Here is a 17,937-nt window from a genome sequence, read left to right on the forward strand (position 1 = left end):
AATAGACTAAACTATTATATATGAAAACTCCTAATGTAATTTTCAATGGTGTTGGTTCTTACATACCAACCAATATAGTTGATAACACAGACTTCCTGAATCACTCTTTTCTGCAAGAAAATGGGGAGCCCTTTGATGTCCCTAATGAGGTGATTATCAAAAAATTTGAAAAAATAACAGGAATCAAACAGAGAAGATATGCTGATAATGATCAACTAAATTCTGATTTGGGCTTCAGAGCAGCTGAAAAAGCATTGGAGAATAGTTCAATAGATAAAGAAGAGCTTGATTACATCATTTACGCGCACAACTTTGGCGATATTGAACATGAAACTAATAGAATAGACAACATGCCCAGTTTGGCGGCCAAAGTAAAAAACAAGCTTCAAATCAAAAACCCTGATGTTGTTTGTTACGACCTTCTTTTCGGATGCCCTGGCTGGGTACAAGGAGTTATTCAGGCCTATCAAATGATTAGAAGTGGCTTCTGCAGGAATATCATGGTAATTGGTGGAGAAACTTTAAGCCGTTGTGTTGATCCTCATGACAGAGACAGTATGATATTTTCTGATGGAGCTGGTGCAACTATTGTATCTGCTTCTTATGATGACGATAGAAAAGGAATTCTTGGTTTCGCCAATAGAACAGACGCTAATGAAGAATTAGACTATTTAGCTATGGGTCCGTCTTACAATACTGATTTGCCAAAAGATGCACGATATATTAAAATGAAAGGGCGCAAAATTTATGAATATGCCTTGGATGAAGTAGCCGCAGGCATCCAAGTAGCCTTAAAGCGATCAGGTATATTTCTGGAGAATATTAAAAAAGTATTGATCCATCAGGCTAATGAAAAGATGGATGCTGCCATTTTAAGAAAGCTCGGTCAACTTTATAACATCCCTTTATCCGCTGAAGAGATGATGCCTATGACCATTCAGGAATATGGGAATAATTCTGTTGCTACTGTTCCTGTAATGCTCGACAGGCTGTTAAGAGGTGATCTTGACAATCACTCGGTCAAAGAGCATGATGATATTGTACTGGCATCAGTAGGTGCAGGTATGCACATCAATGCAATAGTTTACAGAATATAAAGCTTAACCTTGCTTAAATAATTTCTTCACAAACTTAATCACAATGTTAGGTTGGTCCACGGATTTCTCGTGGACTTCACTACCTATGAGCAGCGCTACTGGTTTTAGAGGTGGGAAATGCTGACAGAATATTTTGAAAATAGCCATCAGAGGAACTGCCAGAATTAAACCTGGTAGGCCCCAGAGCATTTGGCCAGTTAGCAAAAAGATGATGACAAATAGAATGTTAATTTTAAGATTACCTCCTACAATTTTAGGGTTGAGGTAATTACTTTCCAGAATCTGGCTAAGCCAGAATAAGCCTATAACACTCAGTGGATAGAACATTGAGTCATAATTGAAAAATGCATAGATTACTGCAACAGATGCTCCAATTATAGAACCGAAATAAGGAATGATCGACAAGGCTGCTGGCAAGAACCCGAAAAACAATGGATAATCTATCCCTATAATAAGTAGACCAGTTGTATTTAGTGCCGTCAGTACAACGATCAAAAGCATTACGCCTAACACATAATTTCTGCCTACAGTTGAAGCTTCATTAACAGCAATACCAAGATCTTCCTTTTCTTTAAAACCAGCTCCAAAAGATTTTATAGCCTTTTTCAAACCTTTTCTGTAAGAGAGAAAAAGAATGGCAAAAACAATGATAATTAAAACATTACCTAATGAGGTAAGCACTTTCTTCACAACCGTTCCTACCAAATCATAATCACCCTTCTTGATCAGCTCCTTCGCTTCACGAATAACCTCCGGTGTTTCCAGTTTATTCTTCAGATCAAATTGACTATTGATAAAATTGACTACATCAGACACTGTATTGAAGAGTTTCTTTTGAAAAGACTCAAACTCCTTAATTATGGTAACTATTTGATTTCCATAAAGATAAAGTATGGTACCTAATACACTAACCAACAAGACAATAACCAGCGCGATTGAAACTGATGGGTTTATTCCTTTTTTCTCTAACAGCCTGACAGCAGGAAGCAGAATAAAGGAAAGCAATAAGCCCGCTGATAAGGGAATAAAAATACTTTTACCAAAATAAAGCAACAGACAAATACTGCCAATTAGAAATATCTTTAAAGATAGGCTTGTTAAAAAATACCTGCTTTGGGCGTTTCCAGGTTCCATAGGTTAAGGTTAAAATAATAGCAACTCTGAAACCCAACGCTTTGTTTAAATTAGCTATTTGAAGTGATTTGGTACAATGCCACAGATAAGGCGTTGACCACATTTAAAGATGAGTTTTGCCCAAACATTTTAATATGAAAGGTAGCATCTACCTTTTCCAGCAGCTGTTCCGAGATGCCATTTCTTTCAGACCCAACTATAAGTGCCAGCTTTTTACTTCCCCCTATCTCAAAAGATTCAATAGATTTACTATTACTGGTTATTTCAAGTGCCAATATTTTAAAACCCTCTTCCTTGTGCTCAACGAGTAAATTCTTACCATTCTCATAAAAGTCAAAGGCTATTGTATTGTGAGTGTTTCTTGAAGCCCGCTTTGCCTTGGTGGTAAAATCAACAGATTTACTCCCCACAAAACATACTTTGCCTGCGCCAAAAGCTTCAGAAACACGTAAAATCATTCCTAAATTCTCAGGAGTTCTTATGTTCTCAGCTATTACCACAATATCTAAATTATGACTTGAATTTTTCGTTAGCTCGTGTGTTTTCTGAAATGTCATTAATAATTTTAAAATGATGACTTTAATGACACAATTTTAGAAAATCATCCTGACAAATCTAATATATACGAAGCTTCAAATGTCAGAATGTCAGAAAGTATTTGTCCAAATCCTATTGGCACACCCATTGTTCTTAATGGGAAAAAAGAATCAAAAACTGAATTAAATATATAGAAATGGGAAAAATTATTGGAATAGACTTAGGTACAACAAACTCTTGCGTTGCCGTAATGGAAGGTAACGAACCGGTTGTTATCCCTAATAGCGAAGGTAGAAGAACTACACCTTCTATAGTTGCTTTCCTGGACGATGGAAAAGGAGAGCGCAAAGTAGGTGATCCTGCTAAAAGACAAGCCATCACTAACCCTCACAACACTGTATCATCAGTGAAAAGATTTATGGGTAAAAAATTCTCTGAGGTTTCTGACGAGAAAAAAATGGCTTCTTACAAAGTTGAAGCAGGCAACAATGATGTTGTTAAAGTAAAAATAGGCGACAGAGATTATACACCTCAGGAGCTTTCTGCTATGATCCTTCAGAAAATGAAGTCAACAGCAGAAGATTATTTAGGTCAAGAAGTAACTGAAGCAGTAATTACTGTTCCAGCTTACTTTAACGATGCTGAGAGACAAGCAACTAAAGAGGCAGGTCAAATTGCCGGATTAGAAGTTAAAAGAATTATCAACGAGCCTACAGCAGCAGCGCTTGCTTACGGTTTAGATAAAAGAGATAAAGATCAAACTATCGCTGTTTACGATTTAGGTGGTGGTACTTTTGATATCTCAATACTAGAACTTGGTGATGGCGTTTTCGAGGTTAAATCAACTAATGGTGATGTTCACTTAGGTGGTGACGACTTCGACCAAATCATTATCAACTGGTTAGCAGATGAATTCAAAAATGATGAAGGTCTTGATCTTAAGAAAGATCCGATGGCACTTCAGCGATTAAAAGAAGCTGCTGAGAAAGCTAAGATTGAATTATCAAGTTCTACAAGCACAGAAATCAACTTGCCATATATTATGCCTGTTGATGGTGTACCAAAGCACTTGGTAAGAAGCTTAAGTAGAGCTAAGTTTGAGCAATTAGCTGATAATTTAGTGAAAAGATCAATGGATCCTGTAAAGAAAGCTTTACAAGATGCAGGTATCTCTGCAAGCGAGGTTGACGAAGTAATTTTAGTAGGTGGTTCAACAAGAATCCCTAGAATTCAGGAAGAAGTTGAGAAGTTCTTCGGCAAGAAGCCTTCCAAAGGTGTTAACCCTGATGAGGTAGTTGCTATTGGTGCTGCTATTCAAGGTGGTGTATTAACTGGTGAGGTAAAAGATGTTTTACTTCTTGATGTAACGCCATTGTCATTAGGTATTGAAACAATGGGTGGTGTAATGACTAAATTAATTGAGTCTAACACTACTATTCCATCTAAGAAGTCTGAAACTTTCAGTACTGCATCTGACAACCAGCCATCAGTAGAAATTCATGTACTTCAAGGTGAGCGTTCTATGGCGAAAGACAACAGAACGATTGGTCGATTCCACTTAGATGGTATTCCACCAGCACCAAGAGGTGTACCTCAAATTGAAGTAACTTTCGATATTGATGCCAATGGTATCTTAAATGTATCTGCTAAAGATAAAGGTACTGGTAAAGAGCAGAAAATTAGAATTGAGGCTTCTTCAGGATTGTCAGAAGAAGAAATCGAAAAAATGAGAAAAGAAGCTGAGGCTAATGCTGAAGCCGATAAGCAGGAAAAAGAAAAAATCGATAAAATCAACCAGGCTGATTCTTTAATCTTCCAAACTGAGAAGCAAATGAAGGAGTTCGGTGATAAGTTATCTGATGGAAACAAAACTGCTATCAACGAAGCTTTAGATAAGCTGAAAGAAGCGCACAAAACTCAAGATGTAGCAGCTATTGATACTGCTATGGAAGGTTTAAATAACGCTTGGCAGGCTGCTTCTCAAGAAATATATCAGGCTCAGCAGGCAGCTGGCGGTGCTGAAGGCGCAGCTGGTGCAGACGCTAACGCTGGTGGCGGAGATGCTACAGATGGCGTTGATGATGTTGAGTATGAAGAAGTTAATGATGACGATAAAAAGTAAGCTGACTAACTACTTTTAAGAATGAAAGGCTGCTCAAATTGAGCAGCCTTTTTTTATGTTCAAATTTTCAGGCCAATATATTTTTGTTAAATTGTTATTTACATTCACTGTTCAGCCATTAAAAAACTATGAAACTAAGCCAAATCCTCGATAATCTTAACTCTTTTGAGAAGAATTCATTTTTAAAGATTTTAGATTCTATCATCTCCGAAAGTCCAATTAACAGAAAAGAAATAGATCAAATTCTTAGTGAATCTGATAAAGAATTAAAAAATATCGACAATCTCAATATTGCTAAAGTATTCAATTTAGTAAAAGAGGAATTTGCTCATTATGTAAAGGCTGAATTTAAGGATACGAATACCCAGCTCGATATTCTTATTGATATAATTATTAGAGATGGAAACTGTATAATGAAAGCTGAGTGGTTATCTAGGCTTTATGAAAATGAACTCAAGAATTTAAAGAGGAAAGTTAAAGAACTAGAAAAATCAATTGAGAATGGTGCAGACGGCATTGATAATTCAAGATTAAGAGATTATCAAATCTACAAGAATTGCCTTCAAACTGCTTATACCAATGATGTTGATAATAACCTTGAAACTAAGATTACGTCTGACGAGCTTTCAATTCTATTAACACTTAGCACCGAACTAGAACTATCTCAAGAAGAAATTAAGCTCATTAACTATATGATTATTCCTGCTGAGAAAAAAGAAACGGAGGCTATCATTAATGAACTTAAGAACATTGGTGTAATCTTTTACTCTAAGAAATACAACATGGTATATGTTGCTGATGAGATAGTAAGGATATTAAGAAGAGTAAGAAATAAAGATGTCGCAGACAAGTATTATCGAAGGGTACTTAAGTGCTTAAGGGAGCCTCAAATTAACCTAGCCTGTCGTCAGCATAACATAAAATGGAAAGACGAAAGTGTAGAAATAAAGATCAAAAAAATTATCAAAGAAGGAATTCCTTTTAAAAGTTTATTAAGTACAGACATTTTCAAAGAAGGTACTTCTCTTACTGAAAAGAAAAATTTCATTAACGAACTATTTGAAAAAGGACTAAAGACAGGCCAAAGCCTTAAGGGTAGCACTATCGAAGAGAAATTAGAAAATTTAGTAGGTTACTTTGAAGAAATTGATAGAGATGAAAGGGTAGGAATTTCCATTGAAGGTTATGAAAAATTACTAAAAGATTTAGATACTATTCTGCCTAAAACCAATGAATTGCTAAAAGCAGAATTCGAATTGCAAGATAATAATGTTCTTAAGAGCGAATATTTATTGGACTATAATATAAAGCCGCGTGACGTTTTAGAAGTTATATCAGATAAAAACTTGACTAAATTCTGTGATTCACAAGGTATCAAAACAAGAGGGAATGAAGTATTTAACATACTGGAAGAATATAAGGATTCAGAGAATCTTTCCTTAGAAAATTATGAGCTATTTGCTTTTCGAGATATAAAGGGTTTAAAAGAAAATGGATTAAATATTCCTGAAGCTGATATCGGATTACAGTTTGAAGACTTAACTAAAAAGATATTTAGTGAGCTAAAGTTCAATGTAGATGAAAAGCTTAAACTAGAAATGAATACTGCCAAAGATAAAATTGATATTTTATTAAATCTTGGTAATCGACAGCTCATTTTAGTAGAGTGTAAAACCAGCAAAGATAAGGGTTACAATAAGTTCAGTACCGTATCTCGTCAATTAAAATCATATATCAAACTGGCTGAAAAGAACAGTTATAATATTATCAAATCTCTCTTAATAGCTCCTGAATTTAGTGACGACTTTGTTTCAGAATGCAACTTAGAATACGAGTTAAATCTTTCTCTTATCAAAGCGAGTTCTTTATATAAAATATTAGAAGCATTTAAAGACTCTAAAAAACATAAAGAATTCCCATATAACCTTCTAATGAAAGATGTCGTGATTCAAGAAGATAGAATCACCAAAGCTTTATCTAAATGAGTAATCGATAACTATAAAAAGTAAGCTGACTAACTACTTTTAAGAATGAAAGGCTGCTCAAATTGAGCGGCCTTTTTTATTACCTTAAATTATTTAAGTATACGATAAACCTTACATATATAAGGATTAACGCTTATTAAGCATCGATTAAAACAACATCAAGGTAATTTTGGTGTTTAAATCGGTACATCAAACGTTTAAATTATGAATTTGAGACAATTAGGTATTTTTTCAATTTTCACTTTATTAACCGCTTTAGCCTGTACTTCTGATGATACAGGAAAAGGCACAGCCTCACTCTATTTAACAGATGGTCCAGTAGAAGGAGATAATGTAGCGGCTGTTACCATCACTTTTAACAATGTAGAAGTATCAGGACCAGATGGCTGGCAAACCATTAAGGCTTATGAAGAGCCTCAATCAATAAATCTACTAGCGCTTCAAGGTGGAGAAACTTTCTTTATTGATGAGGCAGAATTAACAAGTGGCGCTTACGGACAAGTAAGACTCGGGCTTGTAGCCAATACTGATGAATCAACTCCTGATGCTAACTATATCACTTATGATGATAGCACCAGACAAATCTTAAAAGTGCCAAGTGGTACTCAAAGTGGTTATAAAATTACTGGAGGTTTTACCATTCCTGATGGTGGAGTAACGGCAGTAACTATTGATTTCGATATAAGAAAATCTGTAGTTGAGGCAGGTGCTTCTGGTCAGTTTATATTAAAGCCTACATTAAGGTTGGTTGAAAATAATAATGCTGCTCAGATTGAAGGTGAGTTAGTAAATTATGATAATGCTGACAACTTGGTAGTGTATGCTTATGCTGATGACACCTATGATGTATCAGAAATAGAAGAAAATGAAGACGGTTTAATATTTGCCAATGCTGTTACAAGTGCCAATGTAAATGATGAAGGACTATTTACTCTATCGTTTCTCGAAGCTGGCAAATACGATTTATATGTAGCCTCTTACAATGTAGATGGAAACTTATTAGAGATTTCAGCTACTAAAGAAGATGTAGAGTTAATTGGAGGAGATAATCTTTCACTTTCAGTGGAACTGTAAATCAAGTATTAATTAAGTGCATGAATGAAGCCACCCTTTGAGGTGGCTTTTTTATGGCCTTATAACCTTTAAAGCGGCAGGCAGCACTTTCAACTCAATTTCTTCTACTTCTCCCATTAATTCACCATCAACCTGAAGCAACTGTTGTTCTTTACAAATAATGGTAGCAGATTCCATCTGATGAATTTCCACATAGGGCGAGTCTTTAATATCACCAAAAAATGATTCGAAAGTAAGTGAAGGAAAATCAGATAAGGGTATAGGCTTAAAAACTATCACTTCAAATAAGCCATCATTTAAATCACTATCAGGATTTATCACCGCCCCGGTACCATAACTGGAAGCATTGGCAAAAACCAGCATTTCGGCAGTAACCTCAAAATTTTCTTGGTCTGTTTTTATGGTATAGGTTTCACTCTCTCTGTTTAATATCGATCTGAAAAAAGCTTTGGCGTAACCAAGCTTTCCTCTGCCTTGCTCCTCCTCAAACTCCTTTATCATTTTGGCATTGAAGCCAACATCACTGAGGTGCAAAGAAATATGTTCATTATTAATCTGAACCACATCTAGCGCCTTTGCTTCTCCGGTTAAAATAATATCTAAACTATCTTCTTCATCTTCAGGGATTTCAAACTCGCTTGCCATTCCGTTGGCAGAGCCCAATGGCATTATGCCCAAAATTAAATCAGTATTGAGTAGGGCTTTAGCTACCATATTTACCGTACCATCACCTCCACAAGCCACCACAATTTTTGGCGAGTGTTCAGAAATAGATTTCTTAATCTTCTCAAGATCATTTTCACCTGTTGTATAAAAAAGCTTAAAGTCTACTTCCTGCTTTTTACACACTTTATCGATGAACTTATCAAGTCCGGTTTTATCATTTCCTCCAGACTTAGGGTTTATTACAAACAAAATATGGTTGTTCTTCATTATATTACATTTACATGGAGTCCATGAGACAATTAGACAAAGACTGCTTCTGGTTACTTAAGTGCTTTCTTTAAATATGGAATTCAAACTAAACTTTTTACAAAAAAATTAGAAGCTATTTTTAGATCACTCAATATACGATTAGCTGTTTACTTTAAACGGCTATTAGGGATTATTTCACCTCCTACGATTATTCCTTATCGTGGTTATGGTCATTTGAACAGAATTTATCTGAAAGGCCAGGTATTAGAAGACAGACCTGACTTTATTTCTGAGGCAGATGATAAAAAGCGCAAAAACTTTAAAGTAATGTTGGCGCGTTATTTAAGTACACCTTTGCCTGAAGAAAAGGTTGACATACACTTAAATGACGAAACCTTTACAGTGCATTGTGATGAACTGGGCTACTTTAGTAAATGGGTAACAACTAAATCTTCCTTTGAAGAAGGTTGGCACACGGCCCGATTTTCAATTTGTGATTCCGAAGGTGTTGAGCAATGCAGTCGTTCAGGGAAATTTCTCATTAAAAATGAAACACCCCAATTCGGAGTGATATCAGATATTGATGATACCATATTGGTATCGCATGCCACCCAACTTTTTAGAAAGATTAGGCTAATAATGACTAAGAATTCCAAAACGAGGTTGCCTTTCGAAGGAGTAGCTGAGTTTTATCAGCAGTTGAGCCATGAAGGAAAAAATCCACTTTTTTATGTGAGTAGTAGCGAGTGGAATTTATATGATTTTCTGGATGATTTCTTCAAAGTAAGAAATATCCCAAAGGGGCCATTCCTTTTACAGGAATTTAAGTCAGGCATTAAAGATTTACTATTTACTGGCGGTGGAAGCCATCAACATAAACTTCAGAAAATCCGTAGGCTGATGGATTTATATCCTAATATGCATTTCATTCTAATTGGTGATAATGGTCAGCTCGACCCTCTAATTTATCATAAAGCCCTAATCGAATTTAAAGAACGTATTAAAACAGTATACATTCGGAAAATAAAAAAGCATGACGCTATTGATCCGGTAGTCATTGCTGATTTTGAGAAATATAAAGTACCCCTTTTACTCATAAAAGATACTTCTGAAGCTGAGGCCCATGCCAAAGCACAAGGATGGGTTCATTCATAATCTCTATAATGAATCAGAAAATATCTATTGCCAAATAACAACCTGTTTCTTTGTAAGGAGTTATCAAGCATATAATTAAACTTAAAATATTATGAGCTTAAAAATTGGAGATAACGCACCAAACTTTCAGGTAGAAACTACTGAAGGTAAAATAGATTTTCACGAATGGTTAGGTGATAGTTGGGGTATTCTATATTCACATCCAAACGATTATACACCTGTCTGTACTACCGAATTAGGAAGAACTGCCCAATTGAAACCAGAATTTGATAAACGTAATACGAAAGTATTGGCTGTTAGTATTGATACTTTAGCTGAGCATCAGGGCTGGATTAAAGACATCAATGAAACTCAAAACACTACTGTAAACTTTCCAATTATTGCTGATCCGGAAAGAGTAGTTGCCAAGCTTTACGATATGATACATGAGAATGCCGATGCTAATGCAACAGTACGTTCAGTATTCTTTATCGGCCCTGATAAAAAAATTAAAGCGAGCTTGACGTATCCGGCTAGTACTGGGAGGAATTTTGCTGAAATACTAAGGGTGATTGATTCTTTACAGCTAACAGCGAAGCATAGTGTAGCCACACCTGCCGACTGGGTACAAGGACAGGATGTGGTAATTTCACCTTCCATTAAGGATGAGGATATTCCCGCTAAATTCCCGAAAGGACATAAGGTGATAAAGCCATACCTGAGAACTACACCTCAACCTGAGTAGTAGTAAAATACATATATAGGGTGCTACAACAGCGCCCTATACTTTTATTCATTAACTCTCAATATAGTTCGAATACCACTCCTGAAAGCAGATAAGTGCCCAAACATGCGCATGGCTATCTCCCGGATTATTTGAAAATAACTTCAGCTTCAGCTTTTTAACACCTGCTACATCAAATATATCCTGGCTTTCAATGTAGTCATCGGCCAACCATTTATGTTGAATATCAGCTTTCAATTCTTTTTGCATCCAGCCCAATAACGGAACCTCAAAGCCATGTTTTGGTCGGTTATAAATTTTCGAAGGTAATTCTTCCCTAAAAGCATCCTGAAGGATTCGCTTTTTCATTTTACCGTTTACTTTGAAGTTATCAGGTAAACTATTAGCAAAAGCTACAACCTCATGATCAAGGAAAGGGACTCTCACTTCTAATGCATGTGCCATACTCATTAAATCTACCTTTGGTAGCATATCTCCTTGCAGCACTAATGACTGATCGGTCTGTAAAGCGCTGTTAATGGACTTTGTATTCATAGATGACAGAGAATCTTGCTTCCAGCTATCGAAAGCTTCATAATCAATGGCATCTAATACATTATCTGACAACAGATTGGTGACAGATTGAGCTGATTGCAAGCTAGCCAATAGCCAATATTGTTCATCAACTTCAAGCTGAGAAGCTTCTGAAAACTTATGAAGCTGTCGGAATAAATTACCAACGGGATTATTTCTCGATTGTGGTAATGTCTTCCATAATGAACCAAAACTGCTCACCAGCTTCTCCTTGGCCCCTTGATTCCATAATTTATAAAGCGCAGCATGTTTGTTATAACCACCAAAAAGCTCATCGGCTCCGTCACCTGAAAGTGATACCGTAACTTCCTCTCTTGTAAGTTTGCTCAGGGCATAAACAGGCAAAGCCGAACTGTCAGCAAATGGCTCTGAAAAGTGGCTGAGCATTTCCGGTAAGTAATTTTGCAGGTCATTTATACTAAGCCTAAATACCTTATGCTTACTTCCTATCTTTTTTGCTACAGCTTCCGCATATTCTGTTTCATCAAAGAAAGGGTTATCTGAATAACCTATGGAGTAAGTATGCAAATCATGATGATGCTTTTTAGCCAAAGTAGCTATGATGGAAGAATCAACTCCACCACTCAAAAAACTTCCTAAAGGAACATCGGCTACTAACCTCTTTTGAACAGCAGCTTCAAGTTTTTCTCTTAAAACAGCTTTTGCATCATCATAATTACCATTAAAAGGATCGGTAAATGTATCAGATAGCTTATAATATGTTTCTTTCTCAACCTGCTTCTTTTTAACAATCAGCAGCTCGCCTGGCATTAATTTTTCAACACCTTTAATCATAGATTTTGGCGCTGGTAAGTAATTTAGCTGCAGGTAGGTGTATAGTGCATTATGATCAATTTGAGGTGCTATACCATATCGAAGAATACTTTTCATTTCACTAGCAAAAAGAAACCTATCCTCATCCTCATAGTAATAAAGTGGTTTAATACCGAAACGATCTCTTGCCACCAACATCTCTCCCTTTTGCAAGTCATAAAAAGCAAAAGCAAAGAAACCATTAAGCTTATTCAGTGCTGCTTTCCCTTCGTGAATTAACAGTTGCAATAATACTTCTGTATCACTTTCTGTATCGAAATTTATTCCAAAAGCTGTAAGCTCTTTCTTTAGCTCCAGATAGTTATAAATCTCTCCATTAAAAATTAATTGATAACGACCATTTTCAGCACTCATGGGCTGATTGGCTGCATTACTTAAATCTATGATGGATAGTCTTCTGTGACCTAAGCCGACAAACTCATCAACATAAATGTTCTGATGATCAGGGCCTCGATGATCTAAAGCTTCAGTAGCTCGGCTTAAATTGGGAAGGTTAAACCTGCCAATTTCATTGAAAGCAAAAATTCCGGTAATTCCGCACATGCCGCGAATTTAGGTAAAATTTATGGCTTATTGAGCCATCCACAATTCAGGCTTAGCACCTAAGCTGTGCAGCCATTGGCGGTAATACATATTGTATTTAGCCTTCAGTTCGATTAGCTTCATTTCAGCACTTACTAAACTTTGTTGTCTGTAGTTGATCAAAAATATACTACTCTCACCTATTTCAAATTTCCTAAGTTCTGCTTTTAGTAGTCGCTTATATTGCGTAACAACCGATTCATAAGTATTCAGCTGATCAGTAATGTTCTTAAAAGCAAATTCGTATTGACGAGCCTTATTTTTTATTGAAAGTCGCTTCTGCTGATATTCATAATTGGTGTTTTCCAGCTTAATATTGTTCATTTTCAAGGCCCCTCTTTCTGATCTTAAAAACAGAGGAAAACTAAAACTCAGTCCCCAGTTATAATTATCTAATCCACGGATTTCACTAAAACTGGTAGATGGTGTTTGTAGAATGTTGTAAGATAAATCAAGCTTGGGTTTAAGCTTCTCCCTTTTCATCCTGTTTTCAACTTGCAGCTTATTAATTTTTAAATCGTACTTTCTCAACTCAGGATGATCCTCCACAAAAAGAGGAAGATTAGTTCTGAGACTATCAAGATGATTAATAGAAATATTCTCGAAAGAAGGTGCTCTCAAGCTTTGCTCTTCCAAAGGGCTAATCGATTCTTCCCATAAATAAGTAAAAAGAGTTAAGCGGGCACTTTCAAGCTCATTTGACAACTGTTGGCGCTGAACAGAAAAGTTCTGCAATTGAATATATGCTTCTAAAGTATCAATAGCGGGTTTATCGCCTTGTTCGTAAGCTGTTTTGTAGTTTTTGAAATTGGTCTCTGCAAACGCATAAGCCTCTTCAATTATACTTTTCTGATATTGCTTTTGTACCCACGTCCAATAATAATTACTTGCTTCAAGCAAAACATTGTTCAGTAAAAGCTGTGCTTCATTTTCATAATACTTTCTATCTACAAAAGCCTTTTGAAGCGCTTCTCTGTTTTCATCGAATAATAAACCCTGTAAAACAGGTACGCTTATTCCTGCATACCACAGTCCAGTTTCAGGCAAATTATTTTCTGGATTGATATACTCACCCTCATTCCAATCGTAACCAGCTTGAACAGATATACCAAGGCGTGTTGGCAAGCTTACTCCGGAATTACTGAGCAGGTAATAGTTTTTATTTTCGTAATACTTCTGTTTGTTTTTGGAGAATAGATAAGGGTCAAAACCACCCTTGGCAGCCAATACTGAAAACTCACCATATTCTACTAAGTTCTCTGCTTTCTTAGCTAAAGGATGATTGGCTAATACCAATTCAAGGTAATCTTGCTCTTTTAAAACGAAGGAAGAATCAGCCACCTGTGCCCTAATTTGCTCAGGAAATAAAAAAAGGCTTATGATAAATGATATGAAAACTACTTTTCTCATTTCTTTTTATCTGCTTTCATACTGTCTCCTTCCTTTCCTTCAGGGAGATAATAGTTTGGTGGAAAGCCATTGATTTGTCTCCAGATTTCATACCAGATAGGCACGTTATTAAGTAATGCCAAACCATTAGCTCCACTACCAACTCTTAAGGCATCAGGCCAGTTACCTTCTTCCCCAGCAGGAGCTACAAGTACTCTGTACTTTCCATTTTTACTAATGATTCTATCAATAGCTACCACTTCTCCGCTAAAGGTACCATAGCTAATAATTGGCCAACCCGAGAAAACGATGGAAGGCCATCCATCAAAAATGATTCTCACTTCTTCTCCAACATGCATTAAAGGCATATCTCTTGGTGGAATATACATTTCAACTGCAAAAGTAATGTCAGAAGGCATAATGGTAATTAATGGATCTCCAGCTTTAATATTCTCACCTACACCAGTTGTAACAGCTTCCGTAATATAACCCGATTGAGGTGCGCGCACATAATAATATCCTACCCTTACCTGATAGTTCGCAAGTTGATTCTCCATCTTCTCAACTTCTACTCTGGCTTCCTGATAAGCCGATTGTGTAGCAAACTGATCGGAGCGAGCTTTTTGTAGCTTATCAGTATACTCGTTGTAAACAGAGTTAAGAGATATTTTGGCATTTAGTAGCTCGTTCCTACTACTTAATAACTTACTATCAGCACTAATCTTTTTAGCAAGAGCCTCTCTCTGTTTTACTCTTTTGGTTTCAAGATCAGTTAGTGATTTCAGGCCTTCTTCATATAACTCCTGCTGTCTGTTCAGCTGTCTTTCGGCAATTTCCAGGCTTAAAATAGCAGCTTCATAATCAATACTATCTGCAGCAATTTTAAGCTTTGCTTGTTTCACATAGTTTCGTGCCTGCTCCAACTTAAGCTTTCTATTTTGCTCAATGGCATCTATTTGTGTATCAAGTGCATCAATCTTTTCATCGTAAAAATCAAGCGATTGTCTTTTAGCCGAAAGCTGGTTTTCAGTTCGCTCAATCAGCTTAGGATCGAAATAATTATCCTTTATCTCACTAATGAATATAATGGTATCCCCCTTTTCAACATATTGACCTTCACGCACGTACCACTTTTCTACCCGGCCATCAATCAAGGAATTTATATTTTGAGGTCTGGTAGAAGGATCTAATGCAGTTACAAAACCTGAACCTCTGATATTTTGAGTCCATGGAAGAAATGAAAGCAGAATTAATGAGCCAGCAGTTATCACTAAAAGTTTTGATAACTTTTTGGAAGGTTCCTTTTTTGCAAATAAACCGAATGAGCGGTACTTATCTGTATTAACCTTGTCTTTTATACCGAATGGACTAATATTAAGCATCTCTCATCAAACAATTATACCTGAACCATCTAATATCTTTTACATCTGCAGCATCAACATCGTGAATAATTTCTCCGTTCTCCATACCAATTGCCCTATCACATTTCTGCACGATTGACAGATCATTACTCACCACTATTACCGTAGCTTTCAGGTCTTTACCCAATAAATAATTTACAAAATGCAGCTTTTCATTATGGGATAGTTGACCACTAGTATCTTCCCATAAAATTAGCTGCTTATTACCTATTATACCCCTTGACCAAAGAATTTGCTGTTTGGCACGCTTTGGAAAAGTTTTATCTCCAGGATACATTATTTTTTGGTAGCCAATGTTATTGCTACGCATATATTCAGATAAACCTGAAATTTCAGTGGCTCTTTGAATCTCCTTAAAGGTACTTTCAGGAGAACCTATTTGAATATTTTCTTCAATGGTTCCTTGAAATAAGCCTTCAGTAGCCATACAATCTCCTATATTTCTTCTTAAATCAGTAAGGTTTAAGTCGTTTAAAGGCAAATCATTAATCATGATATTACCTGAATATTCGGAATACCACCCAGCAATAAACTGAAGCAATATTGTTTTCCCTGCATTGGATGGTCCACTTAAGCAAACTTTCTCCCCTGGCCGAATATGTAAATCTAAATTTTTGAGAAATACGTGGTCATTATCCTTTAAAGTCAACCCGCTTAAACGAACTGAAATAGGCTCGTCATCCTGTATCTTCTTATTTCCTGTCATAAATTCCTCGAGAGGAATATCAGTAACAGCAGCCATTTTTTCAACTGAAGTCAATACATCATATATGGTTTCAATAGTGGTTATTAGCTTCTCTACAGAGTTAATAATGTTTATAATAATAATTTCAGCAGCTACAAACTGGCCAATGTTCATTTGTTGCTCAAAAACCAAGATACCACCAATTAAAAGTAAGCCTGCCGCAACTAATGCTTTAAAGGCTATCATCAACCAAAACTGTGAAACCAAAACACCGAAGTGCTTTTGTCTTGACTTAAGATAATTCTCGGTATGGTCATCATTAACCTTTAAAGGCAATTCAGAATCTACTGACATCTTAAATGTCTCTACATTTCTGGCAAGCTCTTCCAGCCAATGAGCTGTTTCATATTTATGATGTGACTCATCTAAACTAGTCCTTAATCCACGAGGCACGGTAAACCTCACAATTAGAAAAACCAGTATGACCAGTAAGAAAGAGAATACTATAAAAAAAGGATGATAAAAAGAGAGTACCAGTAATCCGAAAAGAATTTGCAAAGCACCTGTTGAGAAATCAATCAAGATTTTGGAAAGCCCTTTTTGTACAGAAACAGTATCAAAAAATCTGTTAATAAGCTCCGGCAAATACTTGTTTTTTACCTGGCTCAAATTGAATCTAGGTATTCTATAAGCAAACTCGAATGATGCTTTTGCAAAAATCTTTTGCTGAAGGGTCTCCGTTATACTCAATTGCTTTACTTGAAGCACACCCGCCAAAATAATACCTATGATTACAAGTACTACTAACAGAATCCATGAAGTACTCACTTCACCCCCCATTATAAAATTTATAATGGCTTGAATACCTAATGGTAATGTCAAACTGATCAGACCAGCAAAAATACCATATATATAAATGATCAGTATTAGATCCTTCTCTGGTTTTAGCAGATCAAGAAATCTTTTAAAAGGCCTATCGGTGGATTCTCCTGCCATTAGTGGTTGATATTATTTTTTATGATTTGATAGAAAATGTCTGCTCTCTGGCTTTTATCAAAATTATTGAAGTCAGTTAAAGCCGGCATATGTTGGGCAAAATACTGTTGGTGAAGCATACCTTCAATACAAGTACTTGCTAAGGTTTTTGCATAAGGATAGTCAGTATTTATTTCAGTAATAATCTGGCTAAGTCTTTTTGTTATATTTTTATAAGCTTCAAAAAACCCTGCTTTATTTTCAGAATCAACAGCTTTAGTCATAAATGATTTGCTAGACTCTGCTATTACAATTCGATTAAGCTTATTTAATGAGAGAGCTATACCTTCATCATTCAATTGGGTAGGATTACACAAAATATCTATGGCAATTCTCAACTTATCGTCTGCCGATATCAAATTATTTGTTTTAAATACCACAAAATACTCCAGTAGTGCCCAGTAATAATTGGTGAAATAGATTAACAGCTTATGCTTATTCTCAAAATATCTGTAAATAGAGCTCTCAGCAGTTTGCAACTGTACCGCTAATTTCTTGAACGTAAAACTTTCTAACCCCAGTTGATCAATCATTTCTAAACCTGACTCCAGAATATGATTTCCTAGTTCGGTAGTTTCAGGATCCTTTAAAAAAATATCCTGATTAATCTTTAGCCGTAATTTTGATAAAAGTATATCCATTTATGGAGAACAGTACATGCATTATTAATAGTAA

General features: G+C 35.9%; 14 protein-coding genes. 6 read left to right on the forward strand and 8 right to left on the reverse strand.

The window, feature by feature from the left end; genetic code table 11:
* Positions 1-20 precede the first annotated feature (20 nt).
* The gene (locus JKP34_RS00105) at positions 21-1,097 is read left to right on the forward strand and encodes a 3-oxoacyl-ACP synthase III family protein (protein WP_201916446.1); all 1,077 of its coding nucleotides are present in this window, start codon (positions 21-23) and stop codon (positions 1,095-1,097) included.
* Between the two features lie 3 nt (positions 1,098-1,100).
* Here the strand turns inward: JKP34_RS00105 and JKP34_RS00110 are convergent, their stop codons facing one another.
* A complete protein-coding gene (locus JKP34_RS00110) occupies positions 1,101-2,231 on the reverse strand; it encodes an AI-2E family transporter (RefSeq protein WP_201916448.1) in 1,131 nt (376 codons plus the stop codon).
* Positions 2,232-2,281: 50 nt separating this feature from the next.
* The gene (locus JKP34_RS00115; protein WP_201916450.1) at positions 2,282-2,788 is read right to left on the reverse strand and encodes a TrmH family RNA methyltransferase; all 507 of its coding nucleotides are present in this window, start codon (positions 2,786-2,788) and stop codon (positions 2,282-2,284) included.
* Between the two features lie 176 nt (positions 2,789-2,964).
* On the opposite strand from JKP34_RS00115, the gene dnaK reads away from it, so the two are divergent.
* From dnaK to JKP34_RS00130, 3 genes are all read left to right on the forward strand, one after another.
* Positions 2,965-4,890 carry a molecular chaperone DnaK gene (gene dnaK, locus JKP34_RS00120; protein ID WP_201916452.1) on the forward strand — a complete coding sequence of 642 codons (1,926 nt, stop codon included), beginning with the start codon at positions 2,965-2,967 and terminating at the stop codon, positions 4,888-4,890.
* Positions 4,891-5,018: 128 nt separating this feature from the next.
* Positions 5,019-6,875: a hypothetical protein gene (locus JKP34_RS00125; protein ID WP_201916454.1), complete on the forward strand. Its 1,857-nt coding sequence runs from the start codon at positions 5,019-5,021 to the stop codon at positions 6,873-6,875.
* A gap of 204 nt (positions 6,876-7,079) precedes the next feature.
* Positions 7,080-7,949 carry a DUF4382 domain-containing protein gene (locus JKP34_RS00130; protein ID WP_201916456.1) on the forward strand — a complete coding sequence of 290 codons (870 nt, stop codon included), beginning with the start codon at positions 7,080-7,082 and terminating at the stop codon, positions 7,947-7,949.
* 51 nt (positions 7,950-8,000) lie between these two features.
* Here the strand turns inward: JKP34_RS00130 and JKP34_RS00135 are convergent, their stop codons facing one another.
* Positions 8,001-8,882, reverse strand: coding sequence for a diacylglycerol/lipid kinase family protein (locus JKP34_RS00135; RefSeq protein ID WP_201916458.1), 882 nt, complete (start codon positions 8,880-8,882; stop codon positions 8,001-8,003).
* A gap of 216 nt (positions 8,883-9,098) precedes the next feature.
* On the opposite strand from JKP34_RS00135, the gene JKP34_RS00140 reads away from it, so the two are divergent.
* Both JKP34_RS00140 and JKP34_RS00145 read left to right on the forward strand, forming a co-directional pair.
* Positions 9,099-10,019, forward strand: coding sequence for an App1 family protein (locus JKP34_RS00140; protein ID WP_201916460.1), 921 nt, complete (start codon positions 9,099-9,101; stop codon positions 10,017-10,019).
* Positions 10,020-10,110: 91 nt separating this feature from the next.
* Positions 10,111-10,743, forward strand: a complete 633-nt coding sequence (locus JKP34_RS00145; RefSeq protein WP_201916462.1) for a peroxiredoxin — start codon at positions 10,111-10,113, stop codon at positions 10,741-10,743.
* 51 nt (positions 10,744-10,794) lie between these two features.
* On the opposite strand, the gene asnB is transcribed toward JKP34_RS00145, so the two are convergent.
* From asnB to JKP34_RS00170, 5 genes are read right to left on the reverse strand one after another with little or no spacing between them, the layout of a single operon-like run.
* A complete protein-coding gene (gene asnB, locus JKP34_RS00150) occupies positions 10,795-12,693 on the reverse strand; it encodes an asparagine synthase (glutamine-hydrolyzing) (RefSeq protein WP_201916464.1) in 1,899 nt (632 codons plus the stop codon).
* A 27-nt stretch (positions 12,694-12,720) separates the two neighbouring features.
* The gene (locus tag JKP34_RS00155; protein WP_201916466.1) at positions 12,721-14,142 is read right to left on the reverse strand and encodes a TolC family protein; all 1,422 of its coding nucleotides are present in this window, start codon (positions 14,140-14,142) and stop codon (positions 12,721-12,723) included.
* On the reverse strand, positions 14,139-15,503 hold the full coding sequence (locus JKP34_RS00160) for an HlyD family secretion protein (RefSeq protein ID WP_201916468.1): 1,365 nt from the start codon (positions 15,501-15,503) through the stop codon (positions 14,139-14,141). The genes JKP34_RS00155 and JKP34_RS00160 overlap by 4 nt, the downstream gene beginning before the upstream one ends.
* Positions 15,496-17,223, reverse strand: coding sequence for a peptidase domain-containing ABC transporter (locus tag JKP34_RS00165; protein WP_201916470.1), 1,728 nt, complete (start codon positions 17,221-17,223; stop codon positions 15,496-15,498). The genes JKP34_RS00160 and JKP34_RS00165 overlap by 8 nt, the downstream gene beginning before the upstream one ends.
* Positions 17,223-17,903, reverse strand: coding sequence for a TetR/AcrR family transcriptional regulator (locus JKP34_RS00170; RefSeq protein ID WP_201916472.1), 681 nt, complete (start codon positions 17,901-17,903; stop codon positions 17,223-17,225). Before JKP34_RS00170 ends, JKP34_RS00165 begins: the two co-directional genes overlap by 1 nt.
* Between the last annotated feature and the right edge of the window lie 34 nt (positions 17,904-17,937).

Origin of the sequence: Marivirga atlantica, assembly GCF_016734805.1 — a bacterium.
Lineage (GTDB): Bacteria > Bacteroidota > Bacteroidia > Cytophagales > Cyclobacteriaceae > Marivirga > Marivirga atlantica.

Coding starts and splice junctions, on each gene's coding strand:
- JKP34_RS00105 (WP_201916446.1), top strand. CDS start 21: ATGAAAACTCCTAATGTAATTTTCAATGGTGTTGGTTCTTACATACCA.
- JKP34_RS00110 (WP_201916448.1), bottom strand. CDS start 2,231: ATGGAACCTGGAAACGCCCAAAGCAGGTATTTTTTAACAAGCCTATCT.
- JKP34_RS00115 (WP_201916450.1), bottom strand. CDS start 2,788: ATGACATTTCAGAAAACACACGAGCTAACGAAAAATTCAAGTCATAAT.
- dnaK (WP_201916452.1), top strand. CDS start 2,965: ATGGGAAAAATTATTGGAATAGACTTAGGTACAACAAACTCTTGCGTT.
- JKP34_RS00125 (WP_201916454.1), top strand. CDS start 5,019: ATGAAACTAAGCCAAATCCTCGATAATCTTAACTCTTTTGAGAAGAAT.
- JKP34_RS00130 (WP_201916456.1), top strand. CDS start 7,080: ATGAATTTGAGACAATTAGGTATTTTTTCAATTTTCACTTTATTAACC.
- JKP34_RS00135 (WP_201916458.1), bottom strand. CDS start 8,882: ATGAAGAACAACCATATTTTGTTTGTAATAAACCCTAAGTCTGGAGGA.
- JKP34_RS00145 (WP_201916462.1), top strand. CDS start 10,111: ATGAGCTTAAAAATTGGAGATAACGCACCAAACTTTCAGGTAGAAACT.
- asnB (WP_201916464.1), bottom strand. CDS start 12,693: ATGTGCGGAATTACCGGAATTTTTGCTTTCAATGAAATTGGCAGGTTT.
- JKP34_RS00155 (WP_201916466.1), bottom strand. CDS start 14,142: ATGAGAAAAGTAGTTTTCATATCATTTATCATAAGCCTTTTTTTATTT.
- JKP34_RS00160 (WP_201916468.1), bottom strand. CDS start 15,503: ATGCTTAATATTAGTCCATTCGGTATAAAAGACAAGGTTAATACAGAT.
- JKP34_RS00165 (WP_201916470.1), bottom strand. CDS start 17,223: ATGGCAGGAGAATCCACCGATAGGCCTTTTAAAAGATTTCTTGATCTG.
- JKP34_RS00170 (WP_201916472.1), bottom strand. CDS start 17,903: ATGGATATACTTTTATCAAAATTACGGCTAAAGATTAATCAGGATATT.